Source organism: Chitinophaga sp. YIM B06452 (assembly GCF_039655965.1).
Taxonomy (GTDB): Bacteria; Bacteroidota; Bacteroidia; order Chitinophagales; family Chitinophagaceae; genus Chitinophaga.
On record NZ_JAWLKY010000003.1, the window covers coordinates 441,631 to 463,446 of the forward strand.

The 21,816-nt window shown below is 53.6% G+C and carries 19 protein-coding genes; 9 read left to right on the forward strand and 10 right to left on the reverse strand.

The window, feature by feature from the left end; genetic code table 11:
* Positions 1-2 precede the first annotated feature (2 nt).
* A complete protein-coding gene (locus R3I13_RS18670) occupies positions 3-1,037 on the reverse strand; it encodes a hypothetical protein (RefSeq protein ID WP_346319479.1) in 1,035 nt (344 codons plus the stop codon).
* Positions 1,038-1,358: 321 nt separating this feature from the next.
* Between R3I13_RS18670 and proS the strand changes: the two genes are divergently transcribed.
* The 3 genes from proS to R3I13_RS18685 all read left to right on the forward strand — a co-directional run bounded on the left by proS (position 1,359) and on the right by R3I13_RS18685 (position 6,551).
* Entirely contained in the window at positions 1,359-2,834 is a 1,476-nt protein-coding gene (gene proS, locus R3I13_RS18675; RefSeq protein ID WP_346319480.1) for a proline--tRNA ligase, read from the forward strand.
* Between the two features lie 73 nt (positions 2,835-2,907).
* Positions 2,908-5,793 (forward strand): histidine kinase, encoded by a 2,886-nt coding sequence (locus R3I13_RS18680; RefSeq protein WP_346319481.1) that lies wholly within the window; start codon positions 2,908-2,910, stop codon positions 5,791-5,793.
* Positions 5,790-6,551, forward strand: a complete 762-nt coding sequence (locus R3I13_RS18685) for a LytTR family DNA-binding domain-containing protein (protein WP_074237512.1) — start codon at positions 5,790-5,792, stop codon at positions 6,549-6,551. Before R3I13_RS18680 ends, R3I13_RS18685 begins: the two co-directional genes overlap by 4 nt.
* A 333-nt stretch (positions 6,552-6,884) precedes the next feature.
* On the opposite strand, the gene R3I13_RS18690 is transcribed toward R3I13_RS18685, so the two are convergent.
* Entirely contained in the window at positions 6,885-8,420 is a 1,536-nt protein-coding gene (locus tag R3I13_RS18690) for a trypsin-like peptidase domain-containing protein (protein WP_346319482.1), read from the reverse strand.
* Positions 8,421-8,665: 245 nt separating this feature from the next.
* Positions 8,666-9,682, reverse strand: a complete 1,017-nt coding sequence (locus R3I13_RS18695; RefSeq protein WP_346319483.1) for an acyl-CoA reductase — start codon at positions 9,680-9,682, stop codon at positions 8,666-8,668.
* 92 nt (positions 9,683-9,774) lie between these two features.
* On the opposite strand from R3I13_RS18695, the gene R3I13_RS18700 reads away from it, so the two are divergent.
* The 4 genes from R3I13_RS18700 to R3I13_RS18715 all read left to right on the forward strand — a co-directional run bounded on the left by R3I13_RS18700 (position 9,775) and on the right by R3I13_RS18715 (position 12,392).
* A complete protein-coding gene (locus R3I13_RS18700) occupies positions 9,775-10,122 on the forward strand; it encodes a 4Fe-4S dicluster domain-containing protein (protein ID WP_346319484.1) in 348 nt (115 codons plus the stop codon).
* A gap of 91 nt (positions 10,123-10,213) precedes the next feature.
* Positions 10,214-11,212 carry a D-alanine--D-alanine ligase gene (locus R3I13_RS18705; RefSeq protein ID WP_346319485.1) on the forward strand — a complete coding sequence of 333 codons (999 nt, stop codon included), beginning with the start codon at positions 10,214-10,216 and terminating at the stop codon, positions 11,210-11,212.
* A gap of 15 nt (positions 11,213-11,227) precedes the next feature.
* Complete coding sequence (locus R3I13_RS18710; protein ID WP_346319486.1) at positions 11,228-12,052, forward strand: PASTA domain-containing protein; 825 nt, start codon at positions 11,228-11,230, stop codon at positions 12,050-12,052.
* A 31-nt stretch (positions 12,053-12,083) separates the two neighbouring features.
* Positions 12,084-12,392 carry a rhodanese-like domain-containing protein gene (locus R3I13_RS18715; RefSeq protein ID WP_346319487.1) on the forward strand — a complete coding sequence of 103 codons (309 nt, stop codon included), beginning with the start codon at positions 12,084-12,086 and terminating at the stop codon, positions 12,390-12,392.
* A 72-nt stretch (positions 12,393-12,464) separates the two neighbouring features.
* On the opposite strand, the gene R3I13_RS18720 is transcribed toward R3I13_RS18715, so the two are convergent.
* The 7 genes from R3I13_RS18720 to R3I13_RS18750 form a co-directional block, all read right to left on the reverse strand.
* A complete protein-coding gene (locus R3I13_RS18720; RefSeq protein WP_346319488.1) occupies positions 12,465-12,857 on the reverse strand; it encodes a RidA family protein in 393 nt (130 codons plus the stop codon).
* 11 nt (positions 12,858-12,868) lie between these two features.
* Positions 12,869-14,062, reverse strand: coding sequence for a hypothetical protein (locus R3I13_RS18725; RefSeq protein WP_346319489.1), 1,194 nt, complete (start codon positions 14,060-14,062; stop codon positions 12,869-12,871).
* On the reverse strand, positions 14,059-14,883 hold the full coding sequence (locus R3I13_RS18730; protein ID WP_346319490.1) for a GMP synthase: 825 nt from the start codon (positions 14,881-14,883) through the stop codon (positions 14,059-14,061). The genes R3I13_RS18725 and R3I13_RS18730 overlap by 4 nt, the downstream gene beginning before the upstream one ends.
* A 178-nt stretch (positions 14,884-15,061) precedes the next feature.
* A complete protein-coding gene (locus tag R3I13_RS18735; protein ID WP_346319491.1) occupies positions 15,062-16,165 on the reverse strand; it encodes a carboxylate-amine ligase in 1,104 nt (367 codons plus the stop codon).
* 34 nt (positions 16,166-16,199) lie between these two features.
* Complete coding sequence (locus R3I13_RS18740; RefSeq protein WP_346319492.1) at positions 16,200-17,150, reverse strand: hypothetical protein; 951 nt, start codon at positions 17,148-17,150, stop codon at positions 16,200-16,202.
* Positions 17,151-17,152: 2 nt separating this feature from the next.
* A complete protein-coding gene (locus R3I13_RS18745; protein WP_346319493.1) occupies positions 17,153-17,920 on the reverse strand; it encodes an alpha/beta fold hydrolase in 768 nt (255 codons plus the stop codon).
* A gap of 87 nt (positions 17,921-18,007) precedes the next feature.
* Positions 18,008-18,442: a DUF695 domain-containing protein gene (locus R3I13_RS18750; protein ID WP_346319494.1), complete on the reverse strand. Its 435-nt coding sequence runs from the start codon at positions 18,440-18,442 to the stop codon at positions 18,008-18,010.
* A gap of 73 nt (positions 18,443-18,515) precedes the next feature.
* On the opposite strand from R3I13_RS18750, the gene R3I13_RS18755 reads away from it, so the two are divergent.
* Entirely contained in the window at positions 18,516-19,280 is a 765-nt protein-coding gene (locus tag R3I13_RS18755; protein WP_346319495.1) for an alpha/beta hydrolase-fold protein, read from the forward strand.
* A 104-nt stretch (positions 19,281-19,384) separates the two neighbouring features.
* The gene (locus R3I13_RS18760) at positions 19,385-21,751 is read left to right on the forward strand and encodes a TonB-dependent receptor (protein ID WP_346319496.1); all 2,367 of its coding nucleotides are present in this window, start codon (positions 19,385-19,387) and stop codon (positions 21,749-21,751) included.
* The last annotated feature ends 65 nt before the right edge of the window (positions 21,752-21,816 follow it).

Consider the following 21,816-nt stretch of genomic DNA (forward strand, 5'->3'; position numbering starts at 1 on the left):
TCTTACCTGCCGCCTCTCGGACGGAACGTCCTGGAAGGCGTGCTGGACGGTGAGCTGCTGGGTGCGCTTCTCTGCGGTTCGGGTGCCCTGTAAACTGGTTCTGAGCGTTGCGGCTGCGGTGTGCTCCTTTCGTAGTTACGTTCGTAAGTTCTGCTGGAACGTTCCGGCTGCGGCCTGCTGTTGCTGGGCTGGCTTACCGGGCGCTCGGTAGCGGAACGCTGGAATACCCTTCTCGGGGAATTCTCATTATTGGCGTTGTTTACGCGGCCGCTGTTATAATTACCAGTTCCGGCAGGCACTTCAGTACCGTTGCTGTTGAAGCTCCTGCGGGGAACTGAACGGCCCTGGGTATTCGGCCTCGGGGTCGTGTAACCATCTCGGGAATTGAACACGCGGGTGTTGGAAGAAGTTCTCGGGCCCCAGGAATTGGAAGGACGGGTGGAGTAATAACCACCGCCGCCATGCCATCCGCCGGGATAATAGCCGCCGCCAGGGTAATAACCGCCGGGGTAGCCTCCGTACCAGCCTCCGCCGTACCATCCGCTGCCATACCAACCATGGCCGCCGTACCAGCCGCTATAATACGGGCTGTACCAGCCATTGTAGCGCCAGGGATTGTAACCCCAGCCATAACCCAGGCCGATGGTGATGGACGGGCCCCAGTAAGAACCTACATAAGGATAGCCGAAACCACCTCCGTAGAAGCTGCTGTACGGGCTGCCGTAAAAGCTGTCGAAATAATAACCATCCCAGTAGCTGCCATTATAGCCCCTGCTGAAGCGGTCGATCCGGCGCGCGTAATCATAACGCTCGTCATCTTCGTCCTCATAGGTCACATAGGTGTTGCCATCGTCATCATACGTTTCTTCCACATTGGATGCAGATTGGGTATTTCTGGCAGTGTTGCTGGCATACACAGTTTGTTGCCTCACCGGAGAGTGGTAAACATCATCCGGCGTCTGTGCGGTCTGATATGCGGTAGAGCAGCTGCTGAACACAAGCAGGGCGGCTACTGCACTATATATCATAGGTTTCATCTGATGATATTTGATTAACAATGTAAATTTACTCAATTTAAACGAAATTTATCGTTAAAGGGTTACACCACAAAGCGTTTTATTATCTTCGCACACCCGGTTGAAAGGGTTTGCTGTTTTCGACGTAGGTTTGTGAAGTTTCCGTTAAATATAGAACAAATATTACGCCAATAAATTGTGCCGGAACCCCCATAAATAAAGGGTTTCTGGTGAATGGCAACTGTAACGGATGAACGGAAAACACCTCCCGCTAAACGATTGTTTTGCAGGTACTTGAAAATTCAGATCCATCGGGGAAAACGGAAAAAGAAAAAGTCTAATATGAGTAAAGAGATTACTAGCCGGTCACAGGATTATGCGCAATGGTACAATGACCTTGTTCTGAAAGGCGGTTTGGCCGACTATTCCGCCGTGCGCGGTTGCATGGTGATCAAACCCTACGGTTTTGCCCTCTGGGAAAATATGCGCGACGTGCTGGACGCCATGTTCAAAGAAACAGGCCACCAGAACGCTTATTTCCCCCTTTTTATCCCTAAAAGCTTCCTCAGCAAAGAAGCCGCCCACGTGGAAGGTTTCGCCAAGGAATGCGCCGTGGTGACCCACTACCGCCTCAAGAACGATCCCAACGGCGGCGGCGTGGTGGTAGACCCGGAAGCCAAACTCGAAGAAGAACTGATCGTCCGCCCCACTTCGGAAACGATCATCTGGAATACTTACAAGGACTGGATCCAGTCCTACCGCGACCTGCCCATCCTGGTAAACCAGTGGGCCAACGTCGTGCGCTGGGAAATGCGTACCCGCCTCTTCCTCCGCACCGCCGAATTCCTCTGGCAGGAAGGGCACACCGCCCACGCCACCGCCGAAGAAGCTATCGCCGAAACCCGGCAAATGCTGGACGTATACGCCGATTTCGTGGAAAACTACATGGCAGTGCCCGTCATCAAAGGGGTAAAATCACCCTCCGAACGCTTTGCAGGCGCGGTAGACACTTACTGCATCGAAGCGCTCATGCAGGATGGTAAAGCCCTCCAGGCCGGCACCTCGCACTTCCTCGGGCAGAACTTCGCCAAAGCATTCGATGTACAGTTCTCCAACAAAGAAAACAAGCTGGAATACGTTTGGGCCACCTCCTGGGGCGTATCCACCCGCCTTGTGGGCGCGCTCGTAATGGCGCACAGCGACGACGACGGGCTCATCCTGCCCCCCCGCATCGCCCCCCTCCAGGTCGTGATCGTGCCTATTTATAAAGGCAACGACCAGAAAGGGCTCATAGACGAAAAAGTGCAAAGCATCGTTAAGGAGCTGAAAGCAGCCGGCATCCGCGTGAAATACGACGACTCCGATAATTCCCGCCCCGGCTGGAAATTTGCGGAATATGAAATGAAAGGCGTGCCCGTACGCCTCGCCATCGGCGCCCGTGACCTGGAAAATAACGTGGCCGAGGTTGCCCGGAGGGACGACAAAACAAAATCCAGCGTTTCGCTCGATGGTATCGCGCAGCACATTATCACGCTGCTGGATGAGATACAAACAGGAATGTTCAACAAAGCAAAGGCCTACCGCGAAGAACACATCACGAAAGCCGATACCTGGGAAGAATTTGAGAAGCTGCTGGACGAAAAGGGCGGGTTCATTTCCGCCCACTGGGATGGTACAGAGGAAACGGAAGCGGCCATCAAGGAACGCACCAAAGCTACCATCCGATGCATTCCGCTGGACAATCCCCAGGAAGCAGGCAGCTGCATCCTGACAGGGAAACCTTCCAGGGAAAGGGTATTGTTTGCAAGAGCGTATTAATCAAGCATATTTAAGCCATCAGCTGTTGATGCAAGCCATCCGTTACATAGCATTTTTGCTCTTTTGCCTGGTTTTGTCCCGTTCCGCAACTGCGCAGGGCCTGGTGATACGCAATTATAATGTGAAGGATGGGCTTGCCAACGCTACGGTATACAGCGCAGTGCAGGACCAGGAAGGTTTCATCTGGTTCGCCACACCCACCGGCGTCAGCAAGTTCGACGGAAAACGTTTCCGCAACTACACCAAAAAAGACGGCCTTACAGACAACGATGTGATCAAGCTCGCCGCCGATTCGCGCGGCAGGATCTGGTTTTTTACCAACAACGGCCGTCTTTCCTACTACTACCGGCACATCCTGCACAACGACGAGAACGATACCAGCCTTGTATACGCCAGTGGAAGTCATTACATGCAGTATGCTTTCGAAGACACTACGCGGAACATCTGGTTTCTCAACACCGCCGGCCGTGTAGCGCAATACAACGGCCGGCAAACCGCCTATAAGCTGGGAAACATGCCCTTCGACCTCATGTGGCTGCTTGGGAGGCCGGGGCTATTCCATCCACTCCAGGAATATTTCCATCTTCAGAATGTTAAAGACAGCGCCAACGAATCCCAGAAAATATTTCTCACGCCCGCATTTTCCGTGCAGGACGAACGTTTCAGTGCCCGCATCCGCCGGAACCCGGTAGTGATCGTGAACAATACGTTGTATTCCTTCACCCCGGCAGACATTATTCCTTTTTTCAAAGGGCCTGAGTGGGGCATCACCGAAGAGATCAGCTGCATGAGCATAGACAAGGATGACCTCTGGATAGGCACCCCGCGCTCGCTGTACCATATCAAGGATTTCTTTAAAGGCGAACGCAAGCTCAACAAGCTGCTTAACAATCACTTTGTCACCTCTATCCTCAACGACCGCGACGGTAATATCTGGATCACCACCTATGGGGACGGTGTGTATCATATCCCTTTCAAGAATTTCTATTTCGCTTACCTCGACAATACGAACGGGCTTTATTCACATTCCGTTTACAGCGTGTTCAAAGACCGCCGCAATGGCCTGCTTTACATCGGCGAGAATGCCGGCATGCTGAACATCATGGACCCCTCGGGCCGCATCCAGCGTTACCCGCTGGACTCCACCGGCGGGCGCAACAGCGTGCTCAGCATACTGCCGCTGCCCAGGGGCGCCGCCGTGATCGGTACAGACAATGCCATTTATGAATTTGCCCCGGGTATGCGCAAGCCGCGGGAAACGCTCAGGATGCGGGGGATCAAAGACCTGGACGTGACGCCTTCCGGCAAAGTAAGGGTGGTGGCGAGAAACAAAGTGGTAAACGGCCTGGATGCCCGTCCCCTGGACCTCAGTAATCTCGAAACACAGGTGTCCTCCGTGGCCTGTATAAACGATACATCCTATTACCTGGGCACCGGTACCGGCCTGTATTACGGCGAGGGAAACCGCCAGCCCGTTCCCCTTCAGGGCGATCAGCGGCTGAGCCAGAGCATCAAAGACCTGCAGTGGATAGACGGCTTCCTCTGGATCGGCACCAGCGACCAGGGCATTTTTGTGCTGCAGAATAACCAGGTGATCGGCCATTTCAGGATGGTGGACAACCTTGTGAGCGACATCTGCCAGCGGCTTTATTACGACGGCGATGGCCGCCTCTACGTGGCCACCAACCGCGGCGTATCGGTTATAGATACACGCAGGCGCGCACTGCTGCGCAATCTCACCTCCAACGACGGGCTCATGAGCGACGACATCCGCGGCCTGAGCCACGCGGGAGATACCCTGTACATCGCCACTTCCAACGGCCTCTGTTATTTCTCCCGCGATCATATTCCCGTAGACACGGTGCCGCCGACGGTCTACCTCAACGCCATCCGTTATGGCGACAGCAACTACCTGCCCAGGGCTTACTTTCAGCATATTTACCGCCGCGGCGCCTCCTTCGAGGTGGAATTCGGCGCCATTGCATACGACCTGCCCGAAATGGTGGAGTACCAGTATAATTTTTCCAGCGATACCGCTTCCGGCTGGGTCACCACCATGAGCAACATCGTGCCGTACCCCAAGCTGCAGCCCGGCGATTACACCCTGCTGATCAGGGCGCGCAAGTACAAAAGCGGTTGGAGCAAGCCGGTGGCCCTGCGGGTCTACATCCTGCCGCAATGGTACCAGGAATGGTGGGCGAGGGGCATACTCGTGCTGCTGGCTGTAATGGCCATCCTGCTTATTCTCCGGTATATCATCAACCGGGTGAAGGGCGGGGAGAAACGAAAAACGGAATACAACCGGCGCATTGCGGAACTGGAGGCCAAGGCGCTCACCAACCAGATGAACCCGCATTTCATCTTCAATTCGCTCAATTCTGTGCAGCATCTCATTTTAGAGAAAGAAGAGAAGCAGGCGCTGAACTTTCTCGCCGATTTCGCGACGCTGATGCGGCAAATGCTGAACAATAGCCGGAAAAGTTATATTTCGCTGGAAGACGAGATCGCTTTCCTGGCAAGGTACCTGGAATTGGAGAAGATCCGTTTCGCCAATTCTTTCGTATACCGGTTCGAGTTAAGCCAGGAATTAAAGGAATATACGGTCTATATCCCGCCGATGCTGATACAGCCTATACTGGAAAACGCCATCAAGCATGGGCTGGCGCCCAAAAACGGGAGCGGCCACCTGCTGGTGCGGCTGGAGATGCAGGGAGACCTGCTGTTTTGCGCGGTGGACGATGATGGGATAGGCTGGGAACATGCGAACAGCATTAAGACCGGAAGGCTTGCCAAACATGAATCTACAGCGCTTAGTGTTATAAAAGAAAGGCTCCAGATTATTAAATCTTTTAATGGAAGCGTTGGAAAGTTAGAAATTATTGATAAATTTAAGTCTGGATTCGGCAACAAGGAAGGTACCTTGGTTGAAATCCTGATTCCCATTGTAAAGATGTTATGAGTATTATAAAAGCTGCCATTGTTGACGACGAGGTCCGCAACATTCATATCCTGCGAAACATTCTGGAAAATTACTGCAAGGATGTTAAGGTGATAGGCGAAGCACAAAATATCCATGAGGCCGCGGAAATGATCAAGAATAACCCTATTGATGTTTTGTTCCTGGATATTGAGATGCCCCCACATAACGGTTTTCAGTTACTGGAAATGTTCCCTGTCCTTAACTTCGAAGTGATTTTCATTACTGCTTTCCAGGAATACGCGCTCCAGGCGATCAAATTCGCCGCGCTGGACTACCTCCTCAAGCCTATCAAGGTGAGCGAGGTGGAAGATGCATTGGAGAAAGTGAAGCGCAGCAAAAAAGGCCGCCTGAACGAACTGGCCTCCATTCTCAAAGACTATGTTAAAAACAATGATAATGCCTTCTCCAAGATCGTAATACCTGTCAACGACGGGTATAATGTCATTGATCTTAAAGATATTATCTACTGTGAAGCTTTTGACAGCTACACCAAGATCCAGCTGATCAACAACGTTTCCCACCTGATCTCCAAATCCCTCAAAGAGTACGAAGAAATGCTCTCCGATAAGGGTTTTTACCGTGTGCACAAGTCCTTCCTCATCAATATCCACCATATTGTCAAGATCATCAAGGGCTTAGGCACCGCCGTGATCATGAGCGACCAGAAGAATATCCCTATTTCCTCCCGCAAAAAGGATGAGTTCTTCACACAACTCAAAGGTGTGATCAACCTGTAACCCCAGGTTTCCGTCCATTTACCGTTTACCCGGATATCATTTACCGCAGCTTTACGATCGTTAACGAGCCATTTCTGTGCGTTTACCAATTCGCGGAATACGGTTATTACATATAATACTAAATTTAGTATAGGGTTTTCATAGGATATATGGTCATTCTTGTGAGCCTTTACAACAATGGCCATAATAAGGCCCCGGCGTATGCCGGGGCCTTTGTTTTATTATGATTCCTGAAACGCAAAAAGAAAGGGCTCCTGGAAACAGGAGCCCTTTAATCCTAACCTATAAAACCTATATGAAAACACATGTTAATGTCTGTAATATTTAACTGCGTCAGAACTCAGTGCTGTTGGCAAGGTTCAGATCGTAGTAGTAGATGTTCGCGTACCGGTCGCGCGCGTAGAAACCTTCCAGTCTTGCCTGCTTCTGGCCGTTAAGGGCCTTTTTCAGCTCGTCCAGGTTCCTCACCTTGGTGTTGCCTGCCTTCAGGATAATGAATTCAGGCTTCATGTTCGTTTGCTTTTTGATCAGGCCGCTGCCGATGCTTTCCACCAGTACGCCGCCTTCAACGCCAAAGTTCTCTGAAAGTTCTTTGGGCAGTGATCTGAAATCAGCCCCCAGGTAATCGAGTACACCCAGCTTTACAATTTCCGTATTCCCGTCGAGGTTCTTCAGAATTGCGTTCGCGGTATACTCTTTATTGCCGCGTAAATAGTTAACGCTGACTTTATCACCTGGTTTGTATCGGCTGATCTGTTCCATCAATTCCGGAATTGATGAAGTATTTACACCATTTATCTTGGTTATGACGTCTCCTTCTTTAATACCTGCCTGCGCGGCTGCGCCGGTAGACGGCACGCCCAGTACCTTGATGCCGGCCATATCGCGGCTCATATCCAGGGTTTTGAGCTGTTCGTCCGTCATCGTGTTGGGATCTTTATATTCAATCCCCAGGTAGGCGCGCTGCACGTTGCCGAACTTCATCAGGTCGTTCACCACTTTCTTCACCAGGTTCACCGGGATGGCGTAGGAATACCCTGCGTAAGCCCCGGTGGGGGATGCGATGGCTGAGTTGATGCCGATCAGTTCGCCGGCTGTGTTGATCAGTGCGCCGCCGCTGTTGCCCTGGTTCACCGCCGCGTCCGTTTGGATGAACGATTCGATCGCGCTGCGGCTGTTGCGGCGGTTGATACCAATGGCGCGGCTTTTGGCGCTTACGATACCTGCCGTAACGGTGGTTTCCAGGTTAAGCGGGTAACCTACCGCCAGCACCCACTGGCCCACCTGCACATCGTCTGAATTGCCGTACAGGAGGTAGGGGAGGCCGTTGGCCTTTATTTTGATCAATGCCAGGTCCGTACTGGGATCGGTTCCCACCACGGTGGCAGTATAGAATTTATTGTTGCTCAGGGTCACGGAGATCTCATCCGCATCGTCCACCACGTGGTTGTTGGTAACGATATACCCGTCGTCGGAGATCAATACCCCGGAGCCGGAAGCCATCTGGCCCGGCGTGTAATACCGGCGGCCGCCATCTCCTTCGTCAAAATCCTCCCCGAAAAACTCTTCCAGGAGGCTTCTCCTTTTCTGGAGATTATTCCCCAGCTGCTTGGGATTGATCTTCGTTTTTATATGAACCACTCCCGGCGTGCCTATCTTCGCTGCCTGCTGGAAATCAGTAGGAGGCGTGAGATTGGTGTTGCCGGCTGATCCGGGCATGTAACTGGCATAATTTACAGGGATCGTATCGGAGCCGTTCTGGAAAAAGCCTTGTTGCTCCTTCTGAAAGTACTTACTGTAAACAAATATGCTCCCAAACGCAGTGGCCGCGCTTATCAGGATGGTACCCGCAACTTGCGAAATTTTCATATTTGCACTGGTTTTTAAAAAGGGTTGATAGAATTAATGTTCTCAGACAACCTAAGGTCAAATTACATGCCTTTCCATACAAATTTAACGGAGAACGTAGGATGTAAGTTGTAACACGGAAGTATTTAACAGATTTTTATACCAATCGTTAAAAGCTCCTTAATTAAACGGCACAGGCACTGCCAAAAGTATGGCAATGCCTGTCAAGATAACAATGTGGAATGACATTTTGTTAACTCCGCCAATCAGAGCGAAGCCAGGAAGGCAGCGGTATCCACGCCATCCGCGTAGTCTGTCAGCGAAGGATATTGCGCCTGCCCGAAAGGAATGGCATCCTTCGCTACGAGGCATTGCAGGTCCTGGTTTTCCCGCAGCTGCGCCTCCAGTTCCTCCCGGTTGCGGTAGAAGCCGTAGTGCAGCACGCTGAGCGGGCTGAAGAGCGATTCGTTCTCATGCAGCAGCAGGCTGCCGTTCGTTTGGTACGGACTGAGGTTGAGCAGGTACAAAGCGAGGTTGTAATCGTAATTGTTCTTGTACTTGTGATGGTCCGCCAGGCGGTCGTATTTTTTCAGCGCAGTGAGCAGGGGTTCAAAATCGTAGCCTTCCGGCACGTAAACTTTGGTAACGTTCCTGCAACCCAGGCCGAAGTACAGCATCACATCGTCTGCCAGCGCGCCCAGCTCTTCCGGGCTCTCTGCGCCGGTGAGCACCGCGGCGGAAGTACGGTTGCGGCGGATGATATGCGGGTATTTGGCGAAATAATAGTTGAAATAACGGGCGGAATTATTGCTGCCCGTGGCGATGTAGGCGTCGCAGTCTTTGAGGATTTCCGCCACCACGGTGTCCTGCGCGGCTTCCGGCGCCCATTCCGCGATCTTTCCGAAAATATGGGGCAGCAGCATATTGTCTTTAGACGACAGCTTGATCCTGATCTCGTGCCCGCTCAGGAAACCCGTGAGCCAGTCGTGGAACCCTACGAGGGGGATATTCCCCGCCGCAACGATCCCCACTTTCTTCCGGCTGGCCGGCCTGCCGAAGCCGGGATATTGCGTCACCCAGGCCTCCAGCTTTCCAGGCGCCAGGTAATATTTACAGATGTTGTGCAGGGCAAGGTCGATGAATTCGGGGGTGAACCAGCCGTTATGCGCAAAAGCGCGCTGCTTTGCCAAACGGAGGCTTTCCTGCTCCTCTTCAGTGCCTTTCCCGCTCAGATACGCCTCCAGCCGGCCCAGTACTGCTAATTTTTGCGATAATTCCATCATATCCCCGAAAAATATTTTGAGTATTTAAATTGTAGAAATTCTATTTTTGAAGCAAAATTAATGGCTTACATCCTAAACAAAAAGTTTACAATATGGCAATTAAGATAACAGATGAATGTATAAACTGCGGAGCTTGTGAACCTGAATGCCCCAATAATGCGATCTATGAAGGTGGAGTTGAGTGGGCGCTTGCAGACGGAACCACTGTAAAAGGAACATATACCCTGATGGACGGCAGCCCCATGGATGCAGACCAGCGCAATGCCCCCATCAGCGTTGATACTTATTATATCGTACCCAATAAATGTACCGAGTGCCAGGGTTTCCATGAAGAGCCGCAATGTGCGGCGGTATGCCCGGTAGACTGCTGTGTGCCCGATGAAATGTACCAGGAAACCGTGGACGAGCTGATGGAAAAGAAAGCCCGCCTGCATATCTAACCAGCAAACACAGTTTTCAAATTGAAATAATTCAACGAAAAGGAAGTACCAGCGGTATGTTGGGCCTTCCTTTTTTGTTATTTTGCCATTTATGAAGAAGAATATAGCCCTGGTAGCCGGCGGGTACTCCGGAGAATACGTGATTTCCGTGCAAAGCGCAGCAGTCATCGAAAAGAACATCGATCCCGCGCGCTACAACGTTTACAAGATCATCATCACCAAAGAAAGCTGGACCTACACTTCCCCTGAAGGCGCCGCCGTGCAGGTGGACAAGAATGACTTCAGCCTTACCCTGGACGGCCGGAAGATCAGCTTCGACGCCGTGTTCATCGGCATCCATGGCACGCCGGGTGAAGACGGGCGCCTGCAGGGATATTTCGAGATGCTGGGCATCCCTTACACCAGCTGCGGTATGGTCACTTCCGCGCTTACCTTCAACAAAAGCTATTGCAACAAAGTAGTGGCGGCCCTCAACGTGGTGAACGTAAGCCGTTCCGTGCATATTTTCCGGAACCAGCCTTACAATGCGGGGGAGATCCTCAGCCAGCTGCGCCTTCCTGTTTTTGTAAAGCCAGCCGAAGGCGGCAGCAGCATCGGCATGAGCAAGGTGAATAAGGCGGAGGAACTGGAACCGGCCATTCAAAAAGCGTTCAACGAAGACAGCCAGGTGCTGATCGAGGAGTTCATCAAAGGCACCGAGGTAACCTGCGGGCTTTTCCGCGCCGAAGGCAGGCTGACCGTGCTGCCCCTCACGGAGATCCGCAGCACGAAGGAGTTCTTCGACTATGAAGCCAAATACACTCCCGGCGTCACCAACGAAGTGACCCCGGCTGAAATAGACCCCGCAGCGGCGGACACTATCCGGACCGCGGCGCAGGAACTGTATAACCGCCTGAACTGCAAGGGCATTGCGCGGGCGGATTTTATCCTGGAAGAAGGCACCGGCAAAGTATATTTCCTGGAGGTGAACACTATGCCCGGCCAGAGCGAGAACAGCCTGGTGCCGCAGCAGGTGCGGGCTGCGGGCCTTACACTCAGGGCCTTTTACGGCATGCTTATTGAAGAATGCCTTGCGGCTGTAAAAAATTAAGTATACTTTGCTAATATGAAAATGTTTCACAATATCACAAAGCGTTCCTTCGGCTTCAATATCCTCGTCATTTTCGGGCTGGTTGTGCTGCTGGGAATACTTTTCTTCATGTCCCTCGGCTTCCTCACCCGCCATGGCGAAGAGGTAACCGTGCCCGACGTTCGCGGCAAAAGCATCAAAGACGCTACCACCGCGCTGGAGGGGCTGGGCTTTGAAGTGGAAGTGCGCGACTCCATTTATATCGATACGATGCCGGCCCTGCTGGTATACGAGCAAACGCCCGAACGCGGCGACGTTGTGAAAAGCCACCGCACCATTTACCTCACGGTAAACAAAGTGGTACCGCCCATGGTGCCCATGCCGGACCTGGAAGGGCTTACCTACCGCAGCGCCGAAATGACGCTCCGCGCCCGCAGGCTGAACATCGGGGATACTATCTATAAGCCGGACTTCGCCACCAACACCGTTTTGCAGCAACTGCTCAACGGCAAGCCCATCAAGCCGGGCAAGGAGATACCCGAAGGCAGCAATATCACGCTGGTATTGAGCAGCGGCACCGGCAGCATGGAAAACCCTGTGCCCGAGACCGTGGGCATGACCTATATGGAAGCCCGCGAAGTGCTGGCCGCCAGCAACCTGAACATCGGCACCGTGCTGATAGACGGCGGGGTGACGGATACATTGGGCGCATTCGTGTTCAGGCAGAGCCCTCCGCGCAGGAATGAGCTGGGCGAGCTGAACCTGATACGCGCGGGAGAAAGCGTGGATCTTTGGCTGAGCGCCACCAGGCCCGTGAAAGACTCCACAGCCCCGGTGCAAAACCCGCCGGCGGAACAATAGAATCTTTACATTTGTAAAAAATATTCGCATCATGCAGACAATCACACCCGAAGAACTGAAAAAACGCCTGGACAGCGGGGAAGACGTTACACTGGTAGACGTGCGCGAGCCGCATGAAAGAGAGGAGTTCAACATCGGCGGGATACATGTTCCACTGGGAGACATCCGCGCCATGCAGGTAGACGAGCTGGAAGACTATAAAGACAAGGAACTGATCGTGTATTGCAGGAGCGGCAACCGCAGCGGGCAGGCATGTATGGTTCTTGAAACCATGGGTTTCACCAACCTCGTGAACCTTACCGGCGGCATGCTGGCCTGGCAGGAGAAAGTGGGTCAATAAAACGGTTACATTGCACACAACATAAAGCCATCCTTCAAGGGGTGGCTTTTTTTATGCATGCCTTTCGGAAGATCATCCTTTCACCGGCACTACCGCGGTGGCTTCGATTTCCACGAGCAGCTCCGGGCTGATGAGGCTGCTTACTTCCACCATGGTGGTGCAGGGCCTGATGGCCTGGAAAAATTCCCCGTGCGCGCGGCCTATCTCTTCCCATTTTTTTATATCGGTAACGTACATGCGCGTACGAACCACATCGTGCAGGGAAGCGCCCGCTTTCACCAGTGCCGCTTCAATTTTGGCCAGCGCATGTTTGGTCTGTTCGTATGCATCGCCGATGCCGATCACCTTATCGCCGTCCTGCGATACGGTGCCGGAAACTTCCACCACATTGCCGATCCGCACTGCCCGGGAATAGCCCACCTTGGCCTCCCAGGGAGCGCCTGAACTGATGTTTAACCTTTGCATATGTTGTGTATTTAAGGTTCGAAAAAACAACTGCTGCCGCCCACCCAATCCAGGTCGCGGTTAAAGTTCACGCCGATCATCTTTCCCTTGCTGAGCCTGGCCAGGTTCTGCGCCAGCACGGGCGCGGGCGCATCGTCCGGCCAGCAGTACATGAGGCGTATTTCGCATTTGGCGGGGCCGGTAGGCGTTTCAACAACCGGGGCGTACTGCACTTTCTGCTGCAATATCCAGTTCTCCGGGTCTTCGATTTTCTCCACATCCGCCGGCGTGGGGTCTATGATCACGCCCTGGCCCGCGAAGGAGAACAGGGGTTTCAATACGTAATTCTCCAGGTCCTGCGGCAGCACGGGCAGCTCGTGCAGGAACCAGGCCTTGGGCGCAAACGGGCCATGGATATAGGGCAGCAGGAACTTGCTGACGCGGTAGTACCAGTTGGGATGCGTGGCCCATTCCACTTCCAGCTCGTGCTGGAAATTGATCACCGTGCCCAGCTGCTCTTTATATTTTGCAAGGTCTTCGAATATCATGCGGTTGTAGATGCGCTGTACGCGCACCTTTTCGCCGTCTTTAAGGTAATAGAGTTTTTTCCCTTCCTGGATCAGCTCAGACACGCAAACGGCCGGGATGCCCAGCATGGCCTCGGTGCATACAAAATCGATCAGCGTTTTCTGTTGCTGCGGCAGCACTTCCAGCAATATCACGTTGGCGGGTTGATGCGTGCCGAGTATGCATCGGCGCAGCAGCTCCACGTAAGCCTGCTGGTCCAGCCCGGGGCCGAAGGTGGTGAATGTTTCCGGCACGGGCATATGCAGGCGGTATTGCCGCGCCAGCAGTTCCTGGAAACCGAACAGGCTGGGAAAGCCCTGCAGTTCTATGAGTTGCGGACTAAGTTCGCCGGCTTCGTTGCGGGTCACGGCAAAGTCGATGATGATGAACTGGGGATGATGATTTTCTTTCGGCACCAGCTGCCCGCCTGGAATGGAGGCCTCTGTAAGACTGAGCAGGTCCGGCCGGAGGATTGTTTCAATCACCGCGTCGCCGGCGGCTATGAGTTGTTCCTGTAATTCTTTCGGAACGAACACCGGCGTTTCCGCTACCCTGAAAGCAGGCGTGACGCCCGTTTCCACGGTCAGGTTTGCCAGGAGGTCCGCATACCTGGCGGGTGAGAATTGCTGTATATAAGCCTGGCGTATTTCCGGGATCATGTTGGTCTGGTTTGGGAAAACTGGTACGCGAGCGCTTCTTCGAGGAAGTTGGGCAGCAGCGTGTTGTGCGTGAGCAGGATCTTATCCGGCTCAGTGAGCAGCTCCAGCATGTTATCAAATTTCTCGCGCCCGTGCTCTTCCACGATGCGTTGTTTTTTGGCGGGCGTGAGCAGGTATTTGCGCATGCCGGGCGCATCGGCTTCAGGGTGAAACTGTGTGCCCAGCATATACGGGTTAAAGCGGATGGCCATGGTGGCTCTTTCGAGCGGCACATGCGGCCTTTCTTTTTCGATGGCGAGCACTTCGGCGCCCATGGCGGCCAGCTTTGCTTCGTTGGGCTGGATCACCTGCCAGTTGCGGCTGTCTACGATAAAATATGGATCGGGCAGGCCGGTGAATACAGGTTCTGTTTCGCCTGCTTTTGTTTTGTGGACGGGGAACACGCCGAATGCGGGAGACCGCCGGCGGCAAACCGTTCCCAGCTGGAAATAGCGGCACACCACCTGGAAGGAATGGCAAATGAGGAAGATGTGTTTTTTGCGGCTGCCCGGTTTTTCATTCCACTCCAGCACGTTGTGCAGCCAGCGGAAATAGGCCTTTTCCCATTCGCTGCCTTCACTGTCTACAGGACTGCCGGGCCCGCCGGTGGAGATATATACGTCGTATTGCAGGTCCGGCGTTTGCTGTTGCCCGCGCACATCAAATTCATTGATCTGCAGCGGCACCTGCGCCGCCTCCGCGAATTGCAGCAGCAGCTCCCGGATGCAGCGCATGCCCTCGTTGGGGACGCCATCGTACATATCTAATATCGCGATCTTCATTCGTTCATAATGTCTTTTTAATTGCTTACGTCATTGCGAGGAGCAGCCGGGCCAAAGCGGGAGGGGCGACGAAGCAATCTCCTGCGTTGAACTGATATGCGCTATGTTGGGGATTGCTTCGTCGCGCCTTCTGCACAATCCCCTGCGCCGCTTCTCGCAATGACGCACTTTTACAAAATTACGGCAGAAACTGCGATTGTATGTAATCCACCACTTTCACCAGGTCGCCGCCGGTTTCTTCGAATACTTTCAGCTGTTTATCCGCCCCCGTGCCTTCCGCCAGGATGCGGTTCACACCGTCTGTTACAACGGAGCGGGTGCCGAGGTCATCCAGCACATCGTCCACGAAATCGAGCAGCTCGTAGATGAGCGCGCGGGTATTCACTTCCATTTCCTTCCCGAAATCGATCAGGTTCCCGTCTATCCCATAACGCGACGCGCGCCATTTGTTCTCGTTCACCAGCGCGCGGTTGTAAATAATGAAGTTGAGGTTCTGCGTGCGCAGCTTATAGATCTTCACGCAAATAGCCTGGAACAGCGCCGCGAGCGTGATGGTTTCCTGCAGCGTAAGCGGCACGTCACAGATGCGGAACTCCACGGTGTTGAAGAAAGGATGCACGCGGAGGTCCCACCATACTTTCTTCGCATTATCTATACAGTTCGTTTTTACCAGCAGTTTGATGAAGTTGTCGTATTCTTCGATGCTCGTGAAATAATCGGGGATGCCGGTGCGCGGGAATTTGTCGAACACCTTGGTGCGGAAGGATTTGAAGCCGGTGTTGCGGCCTTCCCAGAAAGGCGAGTTGGTGCTGAGCGCGAACACATGCGGGAGGAAATACCGCACGCTGTTGGCGATGTGCAGCGCCATTTCACGGTTCTCCATGCCTACGTGCACATGCAGTCCGAAAATAAGATTGGAGCGCGCGGCGTCCTGCATTTCATTGACCAGCTCAAAATACCGCGGGTGGTCGGTGATGAGTTGCTTTTCCCATTTGGAGAAGGGATGCGTGCCGGCCGCGCCGATGCTGAAGCCCAGGTCTCCCGCGATCTGCGTGATCGTTTTGCGCAGCAGCAGCACGTCCTGGTAGGCTTCCTCGATGTTGGCGCATATCTGCGTGCCCACTTCCACCACGGCCTGGTGCATTTCCGCTTTCACTTTATCCTTGATCACTTTTTGCGCCTGCTCCACGATCTTTTGTTCATGCGAGCGCAGTTCCCGCGTTTGCGGGTCCATTACCATGTATTCTTCTTCAATTCCGAGTGTAAAGGCTCCGTAATTCATGTCTTATCATGCGTTTCAGTGGTGAAGTTCGTAATTATTTGTGATCCTGCTGCACGGCATGCTTCAGCCAGGTGCCCCAGGTGAGGTTGTCTTTGCCGTTTTCCTGTTCCACGGCCCTTTCTATGGCATAACGGGCGGCATGCTCCACCACCCATTCAAAGTTGGCTTCGCCAACGGAACGCAGGTCTGCATCGGGTGCGGGGTTACAAAAGTCGATGGCATAGGGAACGCCCTCTTTCACGGCAAATTCAACAGTATTGAAATCGTAGCCCAGCGCGCGGTTGAGCAGCAGGGTGTATTGGGTGATGGTATTCTTCAGTCTTTCATCCAGGTGGAAATCTGCGTCATACCGTTTGTCCGGCGCATTGCGGGGCTCGTAGGGCATGATGTGCACGTGTTTACCGCCGATGCAGTAGCAGCGGAAGTAGGATTGGAAAATGATCTCTTCCTGCAGCAGCATCACATGCCGCCCGGTTTGGGCATGGACCTCGAAGAACTCTTCCCTGTTCCTGATGCGGTACACATGCTTCCAGCCGCCGCCCGCAAAGGGTTTCATGTAAGCGGGGAAACCGGTTTCCGCGAAAATGGCCTCCCAGTCCAGCGGGTAACTCAGGTTGCGGAAACTGTTGCCGGTGGTATCGTCCGGCAGCTCGAAGCTGGGCAGTAGAGCCGTAGCGGGCACGGGCACGCCTGTATGTAATGCGATGGCGTTGTTGAAGAACTTCTCATCCGCGCTCCACCAGAAAGGATTGTTGATCACCGCCGTGCCCTGCAAGGCGGCATTCTTCAGCCAGGCGCGGTAAAAGGGCACGTCGTGCGAAATGCGGTCTATCACTACGGCATATTCTGGCTGGCCGCCCTGCAATGCTTTGCTGATCTGCACAGGCTCGGCCATGATGCCCGCGCCGCAGTAGCGGTTCACACGGGCGGTGAATGCCTGCGGAAACGTGTTCTCCTGCCCGTAAAGGATCCCGATCTTTTTCACGCTCAGTGCTTTAGTAAAGACAAATAGTGCGGCAGCATCTGCCTCCACGCAGGCCAGTCGTGCTCTGTATCGGGCCTTACGTCCAGCCAGTGCTGTATGGATTTGGTTTGAAGGATGCCGGAAAACTGCTCGTTCTGCCCGCGGGTAATGTCCCGCTCGGCCGCGCCCAGCACGATGCCCATCCGCCAGAGGTCGGGGTGCGCGTTGTCCGGCATGAAGTCCATGGGATTATTGAAGTAAATGTTGTCGTCGTAATGCCCGTCCGTTCTGCTCCGGATGTCGAACAGGCCGCTCATGGAGAACAGGTAGGCTACTTTTTCGGGATGCCGGAAGGCGAAGTTGGCCGCGTGGTAGCCGCCGAAGCTGCAGCCTGCCACGGCTACGCGGCTGTGGCCTGTTTCGGCTTCAATGCGCGGCAATAGTTCGTGAAGGATAGCAGCGTCGTACAGGGAGTGATTATGCGCCCTTTCCGCCGGGTGCGCCTGTTTGTTGTACCAGCTGAGGGTGTCTATCCCGTCCGGGCAGTAGATCTTCACCCTCCCGTTCCTGACGAACCAGGCCACGGCGTCTATCAGCCCCCGGTCTTTCCCTTCGTAATAACGGCCCATGGAGGTGGGGAAGAGGATCAGCGGGTAGCCGGCATCGCCGAATACGAGCATTTCGAATTCGCGGCCCAGGTGCGGGGAGTGCCAGGTATGGAAGTTTTCAGTCAACGGCTCGGGTTTTATGGATACACGCCTGTACGGCGAAGGATATGTTACGAATTTCATGAAAATTTACGGGTTCTCAAAGGTGGTCAGGGAATCGGTATTTCATAGTTTGAATTTTTCTCATGCATGTCAGCGGCCTGGCGGCAGTTACCTGGCGTTCGGCAGCAGGGTATCCAGGTAAGCTTTCCAGGCGGGATCGGGGCGGATGGCGATGCTGCGCTGGTAGCTGGAAAAGTTGTCCTGGTAGAAGGTTTCCATTACCACCCGTACGTCTGCCGTGTCTTTCACATAGTAGTAATCCGTGCGGCGGCATTCCTGCATCACGGCGCCCGCATGTATGCTGCTCATCAGCAGCCGCAGCTGCGTGCCGGCGGCATCTGCAATGGACGCCTGTGTTTCAGATAATTCAGCTCCCGGTTTGCAGCCGGGAATGGTCAGGTCCGTCACCAGCAGGAAGGGATAAGCTGCATCCGGCGCGCCGGCCTTCAGGGAACGGTCCGCTTCGTACTTCGGCGCCTTCTGGCCAAAGGCTGGCTGGAACAACAATAAAAAAGGCAATATGCAGAGATGGGACAATTTCATAATACAGCTTTCAATCCTGTAAAATAACATTTCTGGCCGTATTTCCTTAACTTAGTAAGGAAACCCGCCGCATATGCTTCCCAGAAAAGAATCCTTCGGACAATACTCTCTTTTCCTGCAAAGGGAGGTCACTTTCGACGTATACCTGCCTGCCAATACGAAAGACACGCCGCACCTGCTGCTGATGAACGACGGCCAGGACCTTGAGCAGCTGGGCTTCCCGGCTATGCTGGAACACCTGCAGGACACGAGCCATCCTTCCCTCTGGGTAGTGGCCGTGCACGCCGGCCCGCAGCGCATGCAGGAGTACGGCACGGCAAGGCATATCGATTACCAGGGCCGCGGCTGTAAAGCAGCGCTTTACACGCGGTTTATCCTGAAAGAACTGTTGCCTTTCCTCGAAAGCCGCTACCACCGGCATTTCCCGGATAAAACATTCGCCGGGTTTTCCATGGGCGGCCTCTCCGCGCTGGACATCGTGTGGAACAACCCGCGGGAATTTCACAAAGCAGGCGTATTCTCGGGCTCGCTCTGGTGGCGCAGTTCAGATAGTAACCCCGCACAGCGCATCATGCACCGCCAGGTGCAGGAAGGACGCTTTCACCCGGACCTGCGTTTCTTTTTCGAAGCAGGCACGCAGGACGAAGAATCCGACCGCAATGTGAACGGTGTGGTGGATGCGGTAGACGATACCGAAGACCTGGTGCACCTCCTCGAAGAAAAAGGGTATGAGCAGGGGAAACACATCCGCTACGAGCTGGTGCAGGGCGGCCGGCACGATATGGCCACCTGGGCGGGCGTAATGCCGGGGTTTTTGGAGTGGGTGGTGAAAAGCTGAACTTGTCTACCCTTATAAATTTCCGTATCGCGTAAATAAAATTCCCGAATGTTAAAACTATCGCTTCCGGCGATAGCAACCTTTGCGGAAATTATTTACGAACGATGAAGAAGCTTATACAATCCCTGTTCCTGTTGCTACCCCTGGCCGCTTTTGCGTTCAAGGGGAATAATGAGCCGGAATATGGATCTATCAAAGGAACCATACTGACAAATGAAGGCAGGCCGGCAATAGCGGTGACCGTAGTGGTGAAAGGCACCGGGAAACATGCCATTACCAGCGAAGACGGCAAATTTTATATCAACCGCGTGCCTGCGGGCAAATACCAGCTGGAAGTGTCGCTGGTAGGTTACGAAACGCTCCGCCACGACGTAACCGTGGAAAAAGGCCAGACCGCCGCCGTAAACCTGCAATTGCAGGTATCCAGCACCCAGCTGAAAGAGTTTACCATCACCGGCGGCGTTTCCAATAAATTTGTGACCAAAGAAAGCGAGCAGATCGCGCGCCTGCCGATCAAAAACCTCGAAAACCCGCAGGTATACCATACCGTAGGGCAGATCGTCATGAAAGAACAGGTGGTGATAGAGCGGACCGATATTTACCGCAACATCTCCGGCGCTGTGCCTAACTTTTCCGCCGGCGGCTCCCAGGGCCTCAGCATGCGCGGCTTTGCAGGCACCATCGGCATGCGCAACGGCATGGCCACCAGCGCCATCGTTCCCCTCAACCCCGTGATCCTCGAGCGCGTGGAGGCTATCAAAGGTCCTTCCGGCACACTGTTCGGCAGCAACCGCAATACTTCCTTCGGCGGCGTATTCAACTACGTGACGAAGAAACCTTATGAAGATTTTGGTGGGGAAGTGACCTTTACCGGCGGCAGCTTTGAGTTTGTAAGGGTAACGGCAGATGTGAATACGCCCGTCAACAAAGAAAAGACCATGCTGTTCCGCCTTAATACCGCCTACCAGTCCGAAGGTTCCTTCCAGGACCAGGGATATAACAGGAATTTCACCATCGCTCCCAGCTTCACCTACCAGATCAACGACCGCGCGAAACTGAGCGTGGAAGCGGAACTGACGAGAGGGAACTATACCACTACCTCCATTACCTTCAACGCCGGCGCGCTGGCGAATAAAATGAAGACGCGCAGCTTCAGGGACCTGCATCTTCCTTACAAACAATCGCTCATCAACAACGGCGTGGACGTGGCCAATGGGATCAATAACGTGCAGGCGCAGTTCCAGTACAAGTTTTCGGACAAGTGGCGGTCAGAGACGAACTACCTTTATTCGGAAGGATTCTATAAATCCCTGTTGTGGACCACGCTCACGTTCATGGGCGAAGATTCCGTGGTACGCGGCATGCGCAACCAGACGCCGGAAACCTTCGGCAACATCCAGCTGCAGCAGAATTTCATCGGCGATTTCAAGATCGGTTCTTTCCGCAACAGGGTAGTGATCGGCCTGGATTACAACTATAACTACAACGAACTGTACCGCGCGATATTCAACTACGACACGGTGGACCTCCGCAAGGCCATCCCTGATATGAGCGCGCAAAGGATCGACGACCGTTCTTATGCCGCCGGTTTCAGGGGCACTACCACCAAAACGCACAGCTACGCCGCTTATATCTCTGATGTGTTCAACATCACACCCACGCTGATGGCTATGCTGAGCCTTCGCGCGGAACATTTTACCACAGACGGCACCTACGCGCTTGCCGATGGGAAGTATACCGGCGCTTACAACCAGAATGCGTTGTCGCCCAAGCTGGGGCTGGTGTACCAGGTAGTGAAAGACAAAGTTTCTTTATTCGCCAACTACATGAACGGCTACGCGAATTTTGCGCCTTCCACGCAGCCGGACGGCTCCATCCTGGAGCTGAAACCGCAATACGCCAATCAATGGGAAGGCGGTGTGAAGCTCGACGTATTCAGCAACAAACTAAATGCAACCATTAATTATTACAATATCGACGTGACCAATTCCATCCGCAACGAAGTAAGGGCGGATAACAAAACCTACAGTGTGCAGGACGGAACGCAGCTCAGCCGTGGTTTCGAAGTGGAAGTGATCGCCAACCCCATTTCCGGGCTGAACTTTGTGGCCGGTTATGCATACAATGAGAATACGTATAAGAAAGCGACCGCAGCGGTGCAGGGCAAGCGGTTAGCCGCAAGCCCGACCAGCGTGGCCAATCTCTGGGCCAGCTATTTCATTACCCGCGGGAAAATAAAGGGCGTGGGCTTTGGTATCGGCGGCAACTATGTATCCGATTCCTGGTTTGAAGCTGCCAACCTGATGGTATTGCCGGGATATACTTTGCTGAATGCTGCCTTGTATTACGATCAGCCGAAATACCGCATTTCCCTGAAAGGGAATAACCTGCTGAATGAAGAATACTGGAACTCTTCCGGCACGCCGCAGAAGATGGTCAACTTCCTGGCGAGTGTGGCGGTGAAGTTTTGATGGCAAATATCATTAAAGAATAAAAGCCGGCTCAATTGAGCCGGCTTTTATTGTATGCTGGTATT